The 16,358-nt window shown below is 67.7% G+C and carries 10 protein-coding genes; 4 read left to right on the top strand and 6 right to left on the bottom strand.

Annotated features, from left to right (window positions below; genetic code table 11):
- The first annotated feature begins 514 nt into the window (after positions 1-514).
- Positions 515-1,303 (top strand): hypothetical protein, encoded by a 789-nt coding sequence (locus VGV60_02270; GenBank protein HEV8700079.1) that lies wholly within the window; start codon positions 515-517, stop codon positions 1,301-1,303.
- Positions 1,304-1,606: 303 nt separating this feature from the next.
- A complete protein-coding gene (locus tag VGV60_02265; GenBank protein HEV8700078.1) occupies positions 1,607-3,040 on the top strand; it encodes a glutamine synthetase family protein in 1,434 nt (477 codons plus the stop codon).
- On the opposite strand, the gene VGV60_02260 is transcribed toward VGV60_02265, so the two are convergent.
- The 6 genes from VGV60_02260 to VGV60_02235 form a co-directional block, all read right to left on the bottom strand.
- Positions 3,041-3,526, bottom strand: coding sequence for a hypothetical protein (locus VGV60_02260; protein HEV8700077.1), 486 nt, complete (start codon positions 3,524-3,526; stop codon positions 3,041-3,043).
- 10 nt (positions 3,527-3,536) lie between these two features.
- Entirely contained in the window at positions 3,537-5,540 is a 2,004-nt protein-coding gene (locus VGV60_02255) for an ammonia-forming cytochrome c nitrite reductase subunit c552 (protein HEV8700076.1), read from the bottom strand.
- A gap of 53 nt (positions 5,541-5,593) precedes the next feature.
- On the bottom strand, positions 5,594-6,382 hold the full coding sequence (locus VGV60_02250) for a cytochrome c peroxidase (protein HEV8700075.1): 789 nt from the start codon (positions 6,380-6,382) through the stop codon (positions 5,594-5,596).
- 100 nt (positions 6,383-6,482) lie between these two features.
- Complete coding sequence (locus VGV60_02245) at positions 6,483-7,133, bottom strand: response regulator transcription factor (protein ID HEV8700074.1); 651 nt, start codon at positions 7,131-7,133, stop codon at positions 6,483-6,485.
- Positions 7,130-9,106 carry a sensor histidine kinase gene (locus VGV60_02240; GenBank protein ID HEV8700073.1) on the bottom strand — a complete coding sequence of 659 codons (1,977 nt, stop codon included), beginning with the start codon at positions 9,104-9,106 and terminating at the stop codon, positions 7,130-7,132. Before VGV60_02240 ends, VGV60_02245 begins: the two co-directional genes overlap by 4 nt.
- A gap of 253 nt (positions 9,107-9,359) precedes the next feature.
- On the bottom strand, positions 9,360-10,298 hold the full coding sequence (locus VGV60_02235; protein ID HEV8700072.1) for a class 1 isoprenoid biosynthesis enzyme: 939 nt from the start codon (positions 10,296-10,298) through the stop codon (positions 9,360-9,362).
- Positions 10,299-11,040: 742 nt separating this feature from the next.
- Here VGV60_02235 and VGV60_02230 point away from each other — a divergent pair.
- Together VGV60_02230 and VGV60_02225 are read left to right on the top strand one after the other, a co-directional pair.
- The gene (locus tag VGV60_02230; GenBank protein ID HEV8700071.1) at positions 11,041-12,210 is read left to right on the top strand and encodes an ATP-binding protein; all 1,170 of its coding nucleotides are present in this window, start codon (positions 11,041-11,043) and stop codon (positions 12,208-12,210) included.
- Positions 12,211-12,323: 113 nt separating this feature from the next.
- Positions 12,324-16,178, top strand: coding sequence for a PKD domain-containing protein (locus tag VGV60_02225; protein HEV8700070.1), 3,855 nt, complete (start codon positions 12,324-12,326; stop codon positions 16,176-16,178).
- Positions 16,179-16,358: the final 180 nt, after the last annotated feature.

The following is a 16,358-nucleotide window of genomic DNA, read 5'->3' as shown; positions in this document are numbered from 1 at the left end:
GAGCGCGCCGCCGTAGAGACCGATCGCCAAGGCGATCCCCCATGCGCGCTGAAGAATCGGGGCGACCCGGCGCGGGCGGGACACCAGAAGCGACGAAAACTCCGGCGCCGGCCCGGCTCCGCCGGCCGGCAGGCCGGGGGGCCCGTGCCCGGGTGGGGGGTCTGACTGTAGCGTGGAGGGAACTGCCCGTTTGGACTGCCGCTGCCGACTTCGGTGAGCCTCGAGCACGGGACCCCGTTGTGTTCCAGTTACGGTGTCGGCCCGGCCCCGGCCCCTCAGGCGGCCGGTGCGAGTAGGCCTCAGGGGGCCAGTTCAAGAAAGGGCCGGGCCGACCCTCCTTGCAATGACGAAACTGTACTGTCGGAATGCCGGCGTGACCGCAACGGACGATCGTCCACTGGTGCATCGGCACAGCGGACCCCAGGGGCATCCGCACAGCGCCCCCTCTCGCATGGCGAAACAGGTCCGCTTGATCTCGCCGAATCAGGACCTAAATTGCCTCAGGAGGTCGAAGATGACACGTCGCCAGCTCGCCCTGGGAACCCTGATCGCAGCCGCCCTAGTCCTGCCAGCCTGTTTCAGAAAGCCGGCCACCCTCCTGGCGGACGGCGCCAAGCGCAAGGAGATCATCGAGGCGCTGGTCAGCAATCCCGCCATGCGCGCGGAGGTCATCGACCGGCTGATCGGCCCGCCCGGGGACCGGGCGGCGGTGATCGACCGGATCCTCAAGGATGAATCCGCGGCCGGAGACCTGGTCGCCCGGATCATGGAACAGGACCGCGGCAAGGCCATCGTCGCCAGCAAGGTGGCTGCCGACCCGGCTGCCAAGACGTTCATCCGGATGCTGATGCTGACCGGAGTGATGGGGGAGTCGATGACCCAGCAGCAGGCCAACGCGCTGGGACTCGGCGACCCGTTCGCCTTCGGCAACCAGAACCGGACGATGCGTGACCTGAAGAAGGTCGGCGCCGTGATCGAGGCCTACGCCAAGCAGCACGCGAAAGAGGAAGGGCCGCGCTACCCGGTCTGCTCCGACTACAACAATCTGGACCGCTGCCTGGTCACCAAGCTCCCGCCCGGCAGTCTCAAGGACGTCCGCCTGACCGACGCCTGGGGTACCCCCTTCCAGTACCACACCGACAAGGAAGGGAAGGAGTACATCCTGGTCTCCTACGCCAGCGACGGACAGTACGACGACCTGGGGAAGGTCGGCCCGACGGAGTCGCCGAACTGCGACATCGTCTTCTCCAACGGCGACTTCATACAGTGGCCGGGATGGATCAGGCGGGCCGACTTCCGCTGATCGCCTGGCCGGTCTTCACCCCTCGCGGCTGAGCCCCTCCCGCACCCCCTCCCTCACGGGCAGTTTGGTCCGCAGGGGATGGACGATCCTGCGCGTACGGCGCGCTGCTGAGGAAAGGGGTCAAGTCGATCGGCCCCCACCGCCCCCGTGTGCCATGGACTAGGTTTAACGTTAAAGAAATTGAATTTAATATAATAATGGTGGTATTTAGTTCAAATAGTGTGATATTAAGCATTTCTACGTGACTCGAGCTGGCCCACGCGGGATCCCCCCGCAGCCGGTCGGCGCACGCGAAGGAGGAGCATGAACACGCCGCTGCGCTCATTTCTCGAAATCCCCTACGACCAGCTGGAGGAGCTGAACCTCCAGGCCAAGGCCGACCGCGTGTCCGGCAAGGATCCGGGCAGGATCCGCGAGGCCCGGATGAAGTACCTGACGGACGAGAGGCAGATCAAGGCGGTGAGCGTCTGCTTCACGGACCTCGAAGGGCGCTTCCACATGCTGGACTACGACAAGAAGTTCCTGCTCGGGTCCGCCGACAACCTGACCTTCGACGGCTCGTCCATCCGCGGCTTCTCACGACAGGCGGAGTCCGACCTGCGTCTCCGGATCGACTGGCCGGCGTTCTACATGCTGCCCGCCGACGTGTTCGGCCCGGGCAAGGTCCTGGCGTTCGGGGACGTCTGCGACCAGGACGGAAAGCCGTACACCGCGGACCTGCGCGCCCGGCTCAAGGCGTTCGCGGCCGATCTGCGCAAGAAGGACATGGTCGCCAACGTGGCGAACGAGATCGAGGGCTTCATCTTCAAGGGGCGGGACGCCGAGCGGCGCTACTTCGAGACCGGCCAGTTCGAATACGTCTCGACGGGCGGGTACTACCATTCGCTGCCCGGCGACACGCTGCGCAAGTTCATCGATACGTCGGCCGAGGTGCAGCGGGCGCTCGGGTTCGCGAACGAGAAGGACCACCCGGAGGTGGCCCCGTCGCAGTTCGAGATGAACTACGGCTACACCGAGGCCACGGTGGCCGCCGACCAGGTGCAGCTCTACAAGCTCATCGCCCGCCAGGTCGCTGCGCAGATGGACCTGACCGCGTCCTTCCTGCCGAAGCCGGTGGCGGACGTGAACGGCAACGGCTGCCACACCAACATGTCGATCGCCAAGAACGGCAAGAACATCTTCCACGACAAGAAGGGCCAGGATGGGCTGAGCACCTTCGCCTGGGACTTCATCAACCGGATCCTGGCGAACGCCAACGACATCTGTCTCATCCTCAATTCCAGCGTGAATTCGTACCGCCGGCTCGACCCGCACTTCGAGGCCCCGAACCAGATCAAAGTCTCGGCCTCGGACCGCGGCTCCATGGTTCGCATCCCGATCGGCAACGAGCGCACCGCGCGGATCGAGGTGCGATCGATCGCCCCCGACGCCAACCCCTACCTCGCCATCTACGCGCTCTTCCGCACCGGGCTGGAGGGGCCGGAGAGCGGCGACGACAACGATGGCAAGCGCCCCCGGACCCGCTTCCTCCCCGACAACATCCACGACTCCATCCGCATGTTCAAGGGGAGCCAGTTCGCCCGGGATCTGCTGGGCGAGCAGGTGCACGAGAAGTACGCGGAGCTGAAGCTCGCGTCGGCCGAACGGTGCGCCAAGGCGCTCGGTGCGATCATCAAGCGCAGCGAGATCCAGTTCCACCACGAGGTGACCAACCAGTACCTCTGGGGCCAGTTCTAGCTAGGAGCCGGTCCGAGCAGGGGGTGAGGCGCGCTCCGGGCGGGGTGCCTGCATGACGGCCGCTGCCGTGAGCGCCACGGCCAGCAGGAGCCCCAGCCCGCCGACCGGGACGAGCAGGATGCCGAGACCGGGATCGCCGGCGTAGATGACGATCCCGCCGAGGAAGAACCCGCCCGGAAGCAACACGGTCGCGCCGAGCAGCGCGGCGGACGCGACGCGCTGGCTTCCGCCCGCCCACGAAAGGTGCCGCACCGTCAGGGCGAACAGGATGTTCAGCATCCCCAGGAGCGTTCCGTGCGCGTGCGCCAGCGTCCACATGAGGCGGCGCGCCGAGTTGCCGACGTCGAGGTACCAGCCGACCTTGTAGCCGTGCAGCATCTCGAGCACGGCGCCCAGCGTCAGGAACAGCAGAACGGCCAGCCATCCCGCCGCCAGGTGCCGGCGGACGGCGCGGTGCAGCTCCGGGGCTTCCTCGTCCCGAGTCATGATCCCCATCCTACTCGACCAGCTCGATCGCACGGTCTTCCCGCCGGCCGAGCAGCCGCAGGAAGGCACCCAGATCGAGCCGGCCGTCCGGATGCAGCAGCAGGGCCTCGCGCCCCTGGCCGGAACGCGGGTCCAGCCGCCACTGTGCCATCACTCTCTGCGCGGCCGCCTGCCGCCTCTCCGCCGGCCCCGCGAAGTCGTAGTCCAGGCGGTCGAATCCAGGCAGCCTGCGCAGCGACCGCTGCGCGATGTAACGCACCGCGTCGTACGGGTCGTTCAGAAGCGGCGCCAGGTAGGCTGCCTGCCAGTCGCTGCCCGCGGCGGCGCGGGCCGGCTCCCATCCCATCGACCACGCCATCAGCGCCCGCTGCCCCGCGTCCCCCTTCAGCGTCCACAACACGCCGGCGGCCACCCTCCGCTCCTCGTCGCCGAGCCGCGGCCGGTCGGTGCCATACCACCGGTTCAGATGCCCCGCCGTCCACTCGAGCGTGCGATCCAGGTGGCACTGGTTGCACGCATTGGGCCGCCCCGTGGCCAGGCTCTCCTGCGCCGTCGGGCTGCTGACCTGGTGGCTGCGGATCGCCTTGAGCAGGCCGTACGTCGTGTACGGCATGTGGCAGTTGTAGCACCGGCTGCCGGCCGAGCCGGCCGCGTGATGCGTGTGCGCGGGGATCTCCCTGACCTGCTCCGCGTGGCACTGGAGACAGGCGCGGTCGCCGTCCATGCCCTCGACCAGCTGATCGTCGGTCCACTCCGCGCGCCGCCGCCCGTCACGCTCCGACTGATGCATCGTGTGGCACGACAGGCAGGCCAGCTGCCGCGCTCCGCGCCCCCGGGCGAAACAGGGGGATTCGATCAGGCCGTTGTGCTCGCGGCCCGCCACCCGGACCATGCCGTCGGACCAGAAGCGCTTCGGCAGGAAGTCCGGGAGATGCTCTTTCAGGTAGGTGACCGTCTCCGGGCGGCTGAACTGCACCGGCGGATAGGACAGGTCGAGCTCGCCTCCGGGACGGTAGGGGGAGCCGTCGATCTTCCAGCGCGCGAAGTCCGCGCCGCGCATCGCCGCGACGAAATGGCACTGGCCGCAGACCTGGGACGAGAGCCGGGCGTCGAGCCGCGCCGGCTGGGTGATGGTCTCCTGCCTGCCGCCGCGCCGGTGATGCGCGTAGCGGCGCCACGGAGACTGGTTGTCGCGCACGTGGGCCTCGCCGGGACCGTGGCAGGCCTCGCAGGCGATGCCGAACTCGGAGACGCGCGAGTCGATCGCCCCGTCGTCGAGCAGCCGCGGCTGTCCGCGCGTGGCGTGGCAGGAGATGCAGGTGTCGTTCCAGCGGCCGGTTTCGACCCGGACGCCCGCCACGGGCGGCTTGAGGAAGGCGGCGTCGCGCGGGATCCAGCGCTGCGCCTCGAACAGGTAGACGAGGGGGAGCTGCTCAAGCTTCCGCCCCTCGCCCGAGGCGAACCAGTACACCTGCATGTGATGGGAGCCGGTGACCAGAGCGATCCGGCGCCGGACCCGCTGCGGCCGCGCCCCGGCCGGAGGCGGGTTCCAGAACTCCTCGGTCTCGACCCAGAACTCCTCGCCGCGCCGGTCGAGCTGGTACGTCAGCCCCTTCGCCGTCACGGTCCGATGGTTGAAGTCCCCCTTCACATATTCGGGCGTGGCGATCCGGGTCATGGTGCGATGGAAGGAGGCGCGCCAGGTGTCGTATTGCTGCGGATGACAGGCGCGGCAGGCCTGCGAGGAGACGTAGCCTTCCTGGTGGACTTCCGCAGGGATGCCGGCGGGGACAGCGGCCGCCATCTTTTTTACGCGCGCCTGCTGCCGCACGCCCAGCACCGCGATCGCCACGCCGATGCCGCACGCGACCAGGATCCACGCCTCACGCCGGGAAGGCGCGCGGCGCGCCAGGATCGGCAGGGGCGCCAGCCCGAGCACGAACAAGACAAAGACGGCGATCGATTCGGAGCCCATCGGCAGGCACAGCTTACCAAAAGGGGGTCGCGGCGCCACCACCGGCGGCCGCCGGCAGAATTGCAGGCTGTGAGAAGTGCGATGCCCAGGGCCTAGAGAGCGCCCAGGTAGACCAGCAGGTCCTCGACCTCGTCGGGGCCGATCTTCTCGGTCGATCCCAGGTCTTCGAGATATTTCAGCTTCGCCGGGATGAGCGCGCGCAGAGTCGGGTAGCGCCCGTCGTGGAAGTACGGCGCGGTGGTGGACACGCCGCGCAGCGACGGGACGTTGAAGGTGCCGCCGCTGCCGATGTCTTCGTTGTCCGGCTTGGCGAACACCGGCGGGACGTGGCAGGCGTTGCACGACGCCTTCAGGAAGACCTGGTAGCCGCGCTTCGCGGCGGCGGGGGCCGCGTCGCTCGCCGACCCGTCCGGATTCAGGTTGGGGTTGTTCGCGAACTCGAGCGAATCGAGGTAGGCGACCAGGCTCGTCAGCTGATTCTTGGTCGGCTCCTTCCCCTTCATCCGGTTCATGATGATCCCCTTGATGTTCTCCTCGAGCGTCTTCCCGCCGGCCCAGCTGTAAGGGGCCGTGTCCTTGACGCCGTAGAGAGACGGCACGCTCCGCCCCTCGGGTGTCCCGTCCTTCACCACGTCGACCCCCACGTACGTCTTGTTGTCCGTGTGGCCGCCCCGCGGGTGGCAGGAAGCGCAGGCGTACTTGCCGGTTCCCGAGAGGGACGTGTCGTTGAACAGCAGGAGGCCGGTCTTCACCGGATCGGCCGGGGCGGCCTTCGTCTTCGGCGCCTTCTGCGCCGGCGCGGGAGCGGCCGCGGCCAGGAGGCCGCTGGCCAAACCGAAGGCGAGAGCGACGGCGGGGACCATCAGGGCTTGAGCGCGCATGGCTTTCATCCACCTCCTGGACGTGACCGCGTGTCGGGTCGAGAGGGAAGAGTCTACGCTCACCGGCACGGATTGCGCCAGACCCTGGTCGGAAACACTGCTAGCGGATGAGGCTTCCCTGGACGGCCCGGCGCACCGCCTCGCTCCTGGTGCGCGCGCCGAGCTTCGAGATGATGCTGCTCACGTGCGTCTCGACCGTGCGCGGGGAGATGTCCAGGCGGGAGGCGATGTCGGCATTTCGGAGGCCCTCGTGAAGGCACTCCAGGACTTCGATCTCCCGGACGGTCAGGTCCCATGTCGGGTTGCGGCTCTCGCTCGCCGAGTCCGAGGCGTAGCTGCGCATGATCTTCGACGCGATGCGTGGCGGCAGGATGACGCCGCCCCGGGCGATCTCGTCGAGGGCCGCGATGAGGTCTTCCTGGGGGCAGTCCTTCAGCAGATAGCCATGGATCCCGATGCGGGCGAGGGCGCGGACGTACTGGTCGAAGTCGTAGCCGCTGAGGACGAGGATCTTGACCTCCGGCCACTCGCGGCGCAGGCGCCGGGCCAGATCGATCCCGGAGGGCCCCTGAATCCGAATGTCGAGAATCACGATGGAGGGGGCAGCCTGCTGCATGATCTTGATCGCCTCCTCGGCGCTGGCGGCTTCACCCATGACCTTGAACCGGCTGTAGCGGGCCAGGCGGTTCCGGATTCCCTCGCGGAACATGCGGTGATCATCGACCAGCAGGATCTTGATCGGTGAATTCATTGCTCACCGTGAACGACGTACGGGATGTGGGCCGAGACCATGGTCCCCGTCATGCCGTCCGACTCGATCGAGACGCTCCCTCCGACCTGCCGAAGGCGCTCGCGCATTCCCGGGATGCCGAGGCCGCGCATCAGGTTGCCGGCCATCGCGGCGCCGCTGCCGTCATCGGTCACGGAGAGATCGACACCGTGGGTCGTCTTCGTCAACGAGACGTGGATCGACCGGGCGTGACCGTGCTTGAGCGCATTGCTCACGGCCTCCTGGGTGACGCGGAAGAGGGCCAGCTCGGCGTTGGGCGCCAGGCGGTCGTCCTCGGTCATGCCGCGGAGCGTCAAGCGTGGCGTCACGGTGAACCCCTGGGCGGTCTGTTCCAGCAGCCACTCGAGGGCCGGGACGAGCCCCAGGTCGTCGAGGATGGCCGGCCGGAGGCGGGCGCACAGCTCGCGCAGTTCCGCGGCGAGCTCGCGGGCCACGCCGTTCCTGTCCCGGAGGGCCACATCGGCGACGCCGCCGAGCAGGATCGCCTTCTGAAGCGGTCCGTCATGGAGGTCGCGCGCGATGCGCCCGCGCTCGGCCTCCTGCGCGTTCGTCAGGCGCTCGCTGACCTCGCGCAGCTCCGCAAGGAGGCTCGTTTCGCGGATCGCGAGCGCGAGGATTGGGGTAACGGTCTCGACGAGGCGCCGCTCCTCGTGGAGGAAAATCTCGCCTCGCTCCTTCGGCCCGAGTACCAGGAACCCCAGCAGGTGACTCCCGGCCTCGAGTCGGGCGATGAGCAGCATGTCGGAGTTCCACCGCATCTCGGACACTCCGCGCTCGCCGAGATCCATCTCGAGAAGCCGCCGCCGCACGAAGGTGATGCTCTCGTCGGCGCGCGGCCCGGCGGACGCGGCCACCCGCATCGTCTCGACGGTGGTTCCCAGGAACAGGCTGACGGCCTCGAGCCGCAGCGACTCCTTGATCTTCTTCACCATGGCTGCGACCACTTCCTCGACATGCGCGCTGCCGAGAAGGTCATAGCGCATCGCCGCCAGCAGGGTCCCCGAGTCGACCTTGTCGCGATAGAAGAATCGATCGACCAGGGCCCGCACGCCGCGAGACAGGACGTGAACGAGGAGAGCCGCGAGCGCCAGGAGCGCCGCGGTGACCGATGCGGGATAGGTCGCACGCAGAGACCCATCGACCCGGGAGTCGATCGCGACGACGAGGAGGAACACGACAGCCAGCGTGACGACCGTCGTGATGCCATAGACCATGCCGCGGTGCACGAGACGGCGGATGCCGAGAACCTGGTGGCGGAGGATCGCATAGGCGAAGGTCAGGGGGATGACGCCCAACAGCACCGCGGTGACGCGAGCGGGCACGAGATCGTGGTGCACGGCGCTTTGCGGAATCAGGGTGAGCCCGACGAAGGGCAGCGTGCCGCAAGCGATGCCGGTCAGTGCAAGTCGGGCGTCTCGGACGGAGCGTGGAGTGTCCGGGACCGCGACTCTCCGTGCCAGCACGATCAGGGCCGTGAGCACGCTCCCCACGAAGTACAGGGCGAATGCGACCCGCACCTGGCTGTAGAAGGAGGGATGGATGAAAAGCGAGACCAGGTAGCCGCCGAGTACGATGCCTCCGGCCAGCCAGGAGAGCCGGAGGGCGGTCCGGGATCCGCTCCAATCGCCCACGAAGGCTGTAGTGAACGCGGGCAGGGATGCCGCCAGACCCAGGAGGCTCAGGAACTGAACGACGAGCGACCACGGGGAATGGGGGCCGCCGGCCGCTGGCGCCACTCCGAGCGCAACCCCCGTGAGCCCGGTGAAGAGGGCGAACAGCCGGGCGACCGGTGTATCCGGGCGCCGCACCAGGACGACCGCACCGAGGAGAACAAAGAGGGCTCCGGTCAGCCAGAGGGAGGTCCTCGCCCAGGGTGCGGCAATGGTCCCGGCCGTCGCGTGCGCCAGAAAGCTCTGGCCGTGCGGGGAAAGCAACTCGGCCTCCCTCAACGGATGGAGGCGGACGGCGGCACGTGCGTCCCGACCGTTCAGCGAGACGACGCGCATGCCTGGGCGCGCACCATCGTGCCACGCGTGTCCGGCCGGCATGACCCAGGCGACGCAGACATCATTCCCACACTGCCCCAGTCTGAGACCGAGCTCGCCCGGACTCTGGATCGCAAAGTTCGCAAGGACGACAACCAGAGAATAGGCAAGGAGGATTGCGGACGCTCCCAGCCGTGACCCGTCAGGCGACCAGACTGCTCCGTACGGCGCTGAGAACCTCCCCAGCGCCCGAGTCCACGCTCTCGAGAAAGCCGACGAGTCCCCCGACCGCATATCCCCGCCGCGCCAGCAATGTCAGGTCCTCTTCGGCCCGACTCATGTACGCATGGGCGAGTATCGACACGTACAGCCGGGCGCCCGAGGACTCGTAAGTGTCACAAATGTCTTGAGATAGAATACCATCCACCGGCACGGGAGAGTCAATTCCCTGGCCGTAGAAGACCACCGGCAGGGTGGCCTTCCGCTGCGCCAGGTCGGAGGAACGGCCCGGAGCGCACGCATCGCGCAGATCGTCGACGAGCTGCGCCAGCGTGAACGTGTGATAGCCAAACCGCTCGAGGAGGGCGACCCCCTCCCCATCCGCCCCGGCAACGCGAGCCACGAAGCCGGTGACGAACTTCCCAAGACCGCCGGCCTTCAGGCTCGTCATCTGGAGAGCCTCCTCGAGCGTTGCCCTGCCGCGTCCCTGCAGCCCCGCGTCCAGGGACTGTCCGGCACATGCTTCACTGTACGCCCTGCAAAAATGATCCAGCGCGGCCGATCGGCCGGGAGTGTCGGCTGCCGCCTCCATCGCCGTCGCGGCTCCCGCCGTGAGCAGGGCGATCGCGAGGCCAAGGTCCTCGCCTCGTGTCCCGCCGGCCGCGTCGGCCACCTCGTCGAAGACGTACGCGGCATTCATCTGAAGCTCCACCGCGGCAGCGGCGAGAAGCGCACTCCTTCCCGGGGGCTCACGAGTGACCGCTTGGTGCACCCTGAGGGCCAGCGTACCGGCCTGGCACGATCCGTCCGGGTGGAGAGCGAATCCCGGCCGTCCGAGCAGCTTCAGCAGATCCGCACGGATCGGCGCCGCCATCCGCGTCGCGATGACCTCCTGGATCTGCTCACGCAGCGGCTCTAACATGATGTCAGAACCAGGGGTGTTCCTTGTCCTTGGGGACGCCCTGCCTCTGGAGTCTCACGCCTTGGGCCAGGGAAGCAACGGCGCGAACAAACTCCTCGAGCCCGGCGCGGGACAGCCGGACCTCGAGATCGTGAAGCGAGATGGACCCATCACTCTGGCGAGAGCCATTCAGTGCTTCGGCGAGAGCTGTAACCTGCATCGGCTTTCCTCCACAAAGGTTCAGGGTATTGTCCTCTCGCGCGCTCGGGAAGGCATCGGGGGTGGACCCTGACCACCGTGCGTGGTAACACGGATGCGACGTAGGCGGCGGTTTCCACGTACGTAGATTGGTCAAAACCACGGATGACTTTGCGGCGCCCGGCAGACTAAAACTTGCTCCTGGCCGCCTTCCCAGGGCTGAAGCGCGCGCGGAAGGACACGGTCGACGGGGTGATCGACGGGCGCACGATGAGGCACGAACGTTTCGGGGTCGGCATCTCCCCACGCTCCTCGCGGTCGAGCGCGGGCGGCTTCGTGCGTGACGGAGGCGCTGGAGCAAGAGGACCGCAGAGGTGGTGAACGCGCGGGACCGTGTCGCCGGCCCCAGCCCGTGTTCTCCGCGCCGCGCCGCCGGGGATCGACGCACGTGCCCGATGGTCATGACCGCGGGGTGACGGTCATGACCAGGAGGACCCCGCCGAAACGGCGAGCACGCGCAGGCCTCAACCCGTCGATCGGAATCACGCGCGCCGAGCAGGTCCGGTTGGCTCAGCGGATGGAGACGATCGGCAGGCTCGCGAGCGGCCTGGCGCACGACTTCAACAACCTGCTCACGGCGATTCTCGGACACTGCGATATCCTCATCCGACGTCTCCCCGAGGAGGCGCCTACCCGGAAAGGCATCGAGGAAATCCGCACGGCCGGGGAGCGGGCGGCGGGACTCACCCGCCAGCTTCTCGCCTACAGCCGCCGGCAGGTCTTGAAGCCTCAGGTGCTCGACCTGAACGTCAGCGTGACCACGCTGGTTCCCATGCTTCGACGCCTGATCGGGGAGACCATCGAGCTGAACCCGGCGCTGCAGCCGGACCTGGGACACGTCGAGGCGGACGCGAGCCAGATCGAGCAGGTCATCATGAACCTCGTGGTGAATGCGCGCGACTCGATGCCACGCGGCGGCCGGGTCGTGGTCGAGACGTCGAACGCCGACCTCGACGAGACCTTCGCCAAGAAGCACGTTCCCACGCGCCCGGGGAAGTACGTCATGCTCGCCGTGAGCGATACCGGCAGCGGCATGGACAAGGCGACCCAGGCGAGCATCTTCGAGCCGTTCTTCACGACCAAACAGCTCGGCAAGGGGACGGGCCTCGGCCTGGCGACGGTCTATGGAATCGTCAAGCAAAGCGACGGATATATCTGGGTCTACAGCGAGCCCGGGATGGGTTCCACGTTCAAGATCTTCCTGCCACGCGTGGATGCGGAGGTCACCCAGGAGAAGGTCGGCGAGACGACCCCGTCGCTCCCGAGCGGCTCAGAAACGGTGCTCCTCGTCGAAGACGATCGCACCGTGCGATTGCTGGCCAGCGAAATGCTGCAGATGAACGGCTACAAGGTCCTCAAGGCGCGCAGCGGCCGTGAGGCGCTCGACCTCGTTCGCCGGCACGGTCATCCCATCCACCTGCTGCTCACCGATGTCGTCATGCCCCAGATGAGCGGACGGCAGCTGGCCGAGGGGATCGCCGGCATCCACCCCGGCATCCGCGTGCTCTACATGTCCGGCTACACGGATGGCGTGATCGGGCATCACGGCGTCCTGGACGCCGGTGTCGCCTACCTTCAGAAGCCCTTCACCGCGGACCTTCTGGCTCGCAAGGTGCGCGAGGTGCTCGACTCCCGTGAGAGTCGCGGCCCTGGCGAGGCATCCAAGGAAGCGTAACCCGTCTTCCCGTCCGGCAGGACGACGTGTGACCCCTTCGGGCGTGCTCCTGCGTAAGAGCAGGCAGGGAGGCACCTGCTTCCGCTTCCAACATGGCAACCAGGGGGGATGTGATGAAACTCGTAGCCAGAAGGGTCCGCCGTGCAGCCTGCGCCCTCGCGACGGCGCACGCCCTGTTGATGACGTCCGTGGTGCTCGCGGGGGTGACCGTCAGGGACATCAACCCCGACGACTCCGAGCGCTACAAGACGTCGACCCCGGCCGACCCGACCGCCAACGGCTCGGGAGGGCGGGTCAACAATCTCGCGAGCGTCGCCGGCTCGGCTCAGAATCTCGTCTTCTACGCGGCCTCCGAGTGGGGAGGGCTGTTCAAGAGCACGGATGGCGGGCGCACGTGGGACCATCTGCCCGGACACGTGCCGGTCGTGGCCCAGGACGTCGCCGTCGACCGAAGCCATCCGCAGATCGTCTACGCGACGTCCCGCTATGACGGACGTCTCGAGCCCCGCTCGGGCATCCAGGTGAGCAACGATTCAGGGGCGACGTGGAAGCACCCGTCGACGGCCGTCCCGATCCCCGGCCTGAACGCGCCGGCAGGATTCAGCTGCTCCCCCGCCAAGGCGCTCGAGGAGCCCGCGGCGTTCGGCATCGGCCTTCGTCCCGACGCGGCCGGGACCGTGGTGATCGGCACGAACTGCGGGGTGGCCATCAGCAACGACTTCGGCGCGACCTGGAGATTCCGGGATCCAACCCCGGCGACCCCGGCGGGGGTGGTATGGGACGTGACCGTCCAGGTCGGGGGGGCGCAGGGCTCGGGGATCATCGACCTCTGCGGTGATGACGGGCACTGGCGCTCCGAGGACGGGGGTGAGAGCTGGATCGGCGGGGCGATGTGGTGGAGCGCGGGGGCCCAGTGCTCGATCGCGGTCTCCCCGGACGAGGAGGACGTGATCTTCATCACCGAGAACCGACAGGACCTCGTCTACGAGTCCGATGATGGCGGCGCCAACGGCAATGCCAGCTGGAATCCGATCGGTGGCACCGGAAGGCCGCCGGGCAGCGTCGCCGTTCCCAAGAACCGGATCCCCTTCGTCGTCACCAACGACCGGTCGGATTCAGGCGGCACTCAGAGCTTCGACCTCTGGTTCGGCGACGAGGAGATTTTTCGCGTGAGCTGTCAGACGCCACCGCTCCCCGGAAACTACAAGCAACAGCGCTGCGACGCGCCCTCCGCCTGGTTCGAGATCCCCCTCAACGTGACCTACCACGGCGACATGGGGGATCTCGAATTCAAACCGACCGACTCAATCGACGCCTGCCCCGTCCTCGTGTCCTCGGATGGCGGCGTCTATTACCAGGATCCGACCGGGCTGTCGCTCACAGAGTGCCAGAGCCCGACGTTCAAACAGCCGACCGCGTCCCCGCACGCCGCCTGGCTGTGGGGGATGGACGGAGCGAATCAGCCGGGCGACACCGTGGACCTCTACTTCGGCGCCCAGGACATCGGCGGGTGGGCGGCGACGGACGCACAGAACACGCCCCCCGCCACCTGGTCGGACGCGACGAGCTTCGGGAACGGCGGCGACGCGATGGACATGGCCGCGGATCCAAGCCGCGTCGTGGGGTACCACCTGAACGGCCTCTACCTCCAGGGTCGGGGCCTCACGGGCGGCGGCGGCGTCAATCTGCCGGCCGCGTGCGAGAGCGTGAATGGGGGGAACGGGCTGGTCCGATTCCGCTTCGCCCCCCAGGTCGCGCGATTCGACGACAAGAAGTATGTGGTGCTGTGCGAGTGCGGGGGAGTCTACATCACCCAGGACATCACGGCGGTCGACGGGGCCGGCAATGCGGCCGTCCAGTGGACTCAGATCGGCGCCGGCAGCACGCCTCCCGACCCCTGCGGCATCAGGGTCTCGGTTGCGCCGGGCGACCCGACCTCGCCGGTCTTCTATCTCCAGGCCCGTCAGCTGGGTTCGGGAGTCGGTGCCTGCTGGCAGTGGACGAATCTTGGCAACGGGTGCAACGGAGGTGCGAGCGACAATGTCGGAGACGGCCTCTACAAGTATGTGGGAACGGACCCGAACCAGGCATGGCAGCGCGTCGACGGCGGCTCCGTGATTCACGGCGACGGCACCGTCGAAACGATGACCGGAGGCGTTGGGGTCTTCGGCGCGGACCCCACGAACCCGATGCGACTCTATGCCTCGAACCTCCGCGATCAGAGCCATGGGCCGCGGATGGTCTATTCCAATGACGGCGGCGCCACCTGGCGCGAGGACCACAACCTCGATCGGATGATGACCGGGGACGGTCAGTTCCGGTATCGCAACGAGACCGGTCCCACGCCCTTCGGAGGATTCAGCGGCTATCCGCAGCCGAGCCTCGTCGCCTTCGACCGGTTCGACGCCAACCTCGTCGTGGCCGGCGGGAGGGACTCCGGGGTCTTCCTCAGCACCAACGGTGGCCAGGACTGGGGGCTCCTGACGGATCCGCTCGATCCCGGAAGCTCGCATGTCGTCCATATCCCCCGCCCATGGTTCGCGCACTTCCACCACAGCGCGAGCGGAACGGTGGAGCTCTACCTCGGCACGCTGGGACGGGGCGTGTGGCGGATCGACATCCGATCCCCGCTCGCGAGCGCGGGGGGCCCTTACGTGACACCCGAGGGAACGGGCCTGATTCTCGACGCGAGCGGCTCGAGCGAGCCGGACGGCAACCCGCTCACCTACGAGTGGGACCTCGACGGTGACGGCGAGTTCGACGACGGCACGGGGCCGAACCCCGCGTTCGGCGCCGTGGGACAGGACGGGGTCTTCCCCGTGCGCGTCAAGGTGAGCTCGGAAGGCGCATTCGCGATCGCCTCGGCGACGGTCACGGTCACGAACGTGGCCCCCTCGATCCTTCCGGGCTCCGACGCGCCGCAGGACGAGGGTTCCCCCGTCCACCTGAGCGGCCTGGTGACGGATCCGGGCTGGCTCGACCCGCTGACCGCCACGGTCGACTGGGGTGACGGTACCCCCGCCGAGCCGGTCCTGGGCCTGGTCGAGCACGCGCCGCCCGACGCCACGCTCGGCTTCGGTCTGACCCATGTCTACGGTGACAACGGGAGCTTCACGGCGACCCTGTGCGCCATGGACGACGACACGGCCACCTGCGCGCCTCTCGCGCTCTCGATACGCAACGTGGATCCCACGGCCGAGATCGACCGGGCGGGCTCCGTGCTGGTCGACGGAACGCCGACCTTCATCACGCAGGCCGGGCAGCCGCTGGATTTCGCGGGGAGATCGGTCGATCCCGGCAGCGACGATCTGACCTTGAGCTGGGACTGGGACGACGGATTGCCCGCGCCGGACGCGATGACACTCTCGCCGGTCAACCCGCCGGGCCCGGACCCGTTCCCCAGCCCGAGCATCCAACCGCGCGACGTGACCGACCTGCAATCGCATGCCTTCTCGCAGGCCTGCTTCTATGAGATTGGCTTCCGGTCGCAAGACGACGACGGTGGTCTTGCTCTCGACACCGCCAAGGTGATCATCGTGGGGACTGCGAGAAAGACGCGCTCCTCAGGCTACTGGAAGCGCCAATACGATGTCCCGTCCAAGTCGGACTTCGACGCAACCACCCTGCAGTGCTATCTCGACATCGCGGCATACATGAGCCAGGTCTTCAACGAGGTCCGGGACGCCTCGGGCTTCGACAAAGCGACGACCATCCTCGCCGAGCCGAGAACCGGCAACGTGCTGGACTCTCTGGACCGGCAATTGCTGGCCGTCTGGCTCAATTTCGCCAACGGCGCGGTCGCACTGAACGACCTGGTGGATACGAACGGCGACCGCGTGCTCGACGACACGTTCGGCGATGCCGTGGACAAGGCCGAGGCCGTCCGGCTGAACCCGGGATCGAGCCGAAGCGAGATCGAGCGGCAGAAAAACATCATCGAGCGGATCAACCTCTGGGACGAGAAGTGACCGTGCGACGCGCGGGAGCGCGGATGTGCGAAACAGGCGGGGTGGTGCGCCCAGCAAGACTCGAACTTGCGACCTTCGGATTCGTAGAAAGTCCATAGGGACACCGATCACCAGGGGCATGACGTCGGGAGCACGGCTTAGGGCTGGTCGTCGTCCTCCACGCTTCGGACGCGGGGCGGC

It is taken from the genome of Candidatus Polarisedimenticolia bacterium (assembly GCA_036001465.1).
GTDB lineage: Bacteria > Acidobacteriota > Polarisedimenticolia > Gp22-AA2 > Gp22-AA2 > Gp22-AA3.
The sequence above is the reverse complement of the archived record's forward strand: the minus strand, read 5'-3'. Positions and strand labels throughout refer to the sequence as shown.

Excerpts from the sequence above, each read along its gene's own strand:
- VGV60_02235 (HEV8700072.1), bottom strand. The coding sequence starts at position 10,298 with ATGTTAGAGCCGCTGCGTGAGCAGATCCAGGAGGTCATCGCGACGCGG.
- VGV60_02260 (HEV8700077.1), bottom strand. The coding sequence starts at position 3,526 with ATGACTCGGGACGAGGAAGCCCCGGAGCTGCACCGCGCCGTCCGCCGG.
- VGV60_02270 (HEV8700079.1), top strand. The coding sequence starts at position 515 with ATGACACGTCGCCAGCTCGCCCTGGGAACCCTGATCGCAGCCGCCCTA.
- VGV60_02245 (HEV8700074.1), bottom strand. The coding sequence starts at position 7,133 with ATGAATTCACCGATCAAGATCCTGCTGGTCGATGATCACCGCATGTTC.
- VGV60_02225 (HEV8700070.1), top strand. The coding sequence starts at position 12,324 with ATGAAACTCGTAGCCAGAAGGGTCCGCCGTGCAGCCTGCGCCCTCGCG.
- VGV60_02265 (HEV8700078.1), top strand. The coding sequence starts at position 1,607 with ATGAACACGCCGCTGCGCTCATTTCTCGAAATCCCCTACGACCAGCTG.
- VGV60_02250 (HEV8700075.1), bottom strand. The coding sequence starts at position 6,382 with ATGCGCGCTCAAGCCCTGATGGTCCCCGCCGTCGCTCTCGCCTTCGGT.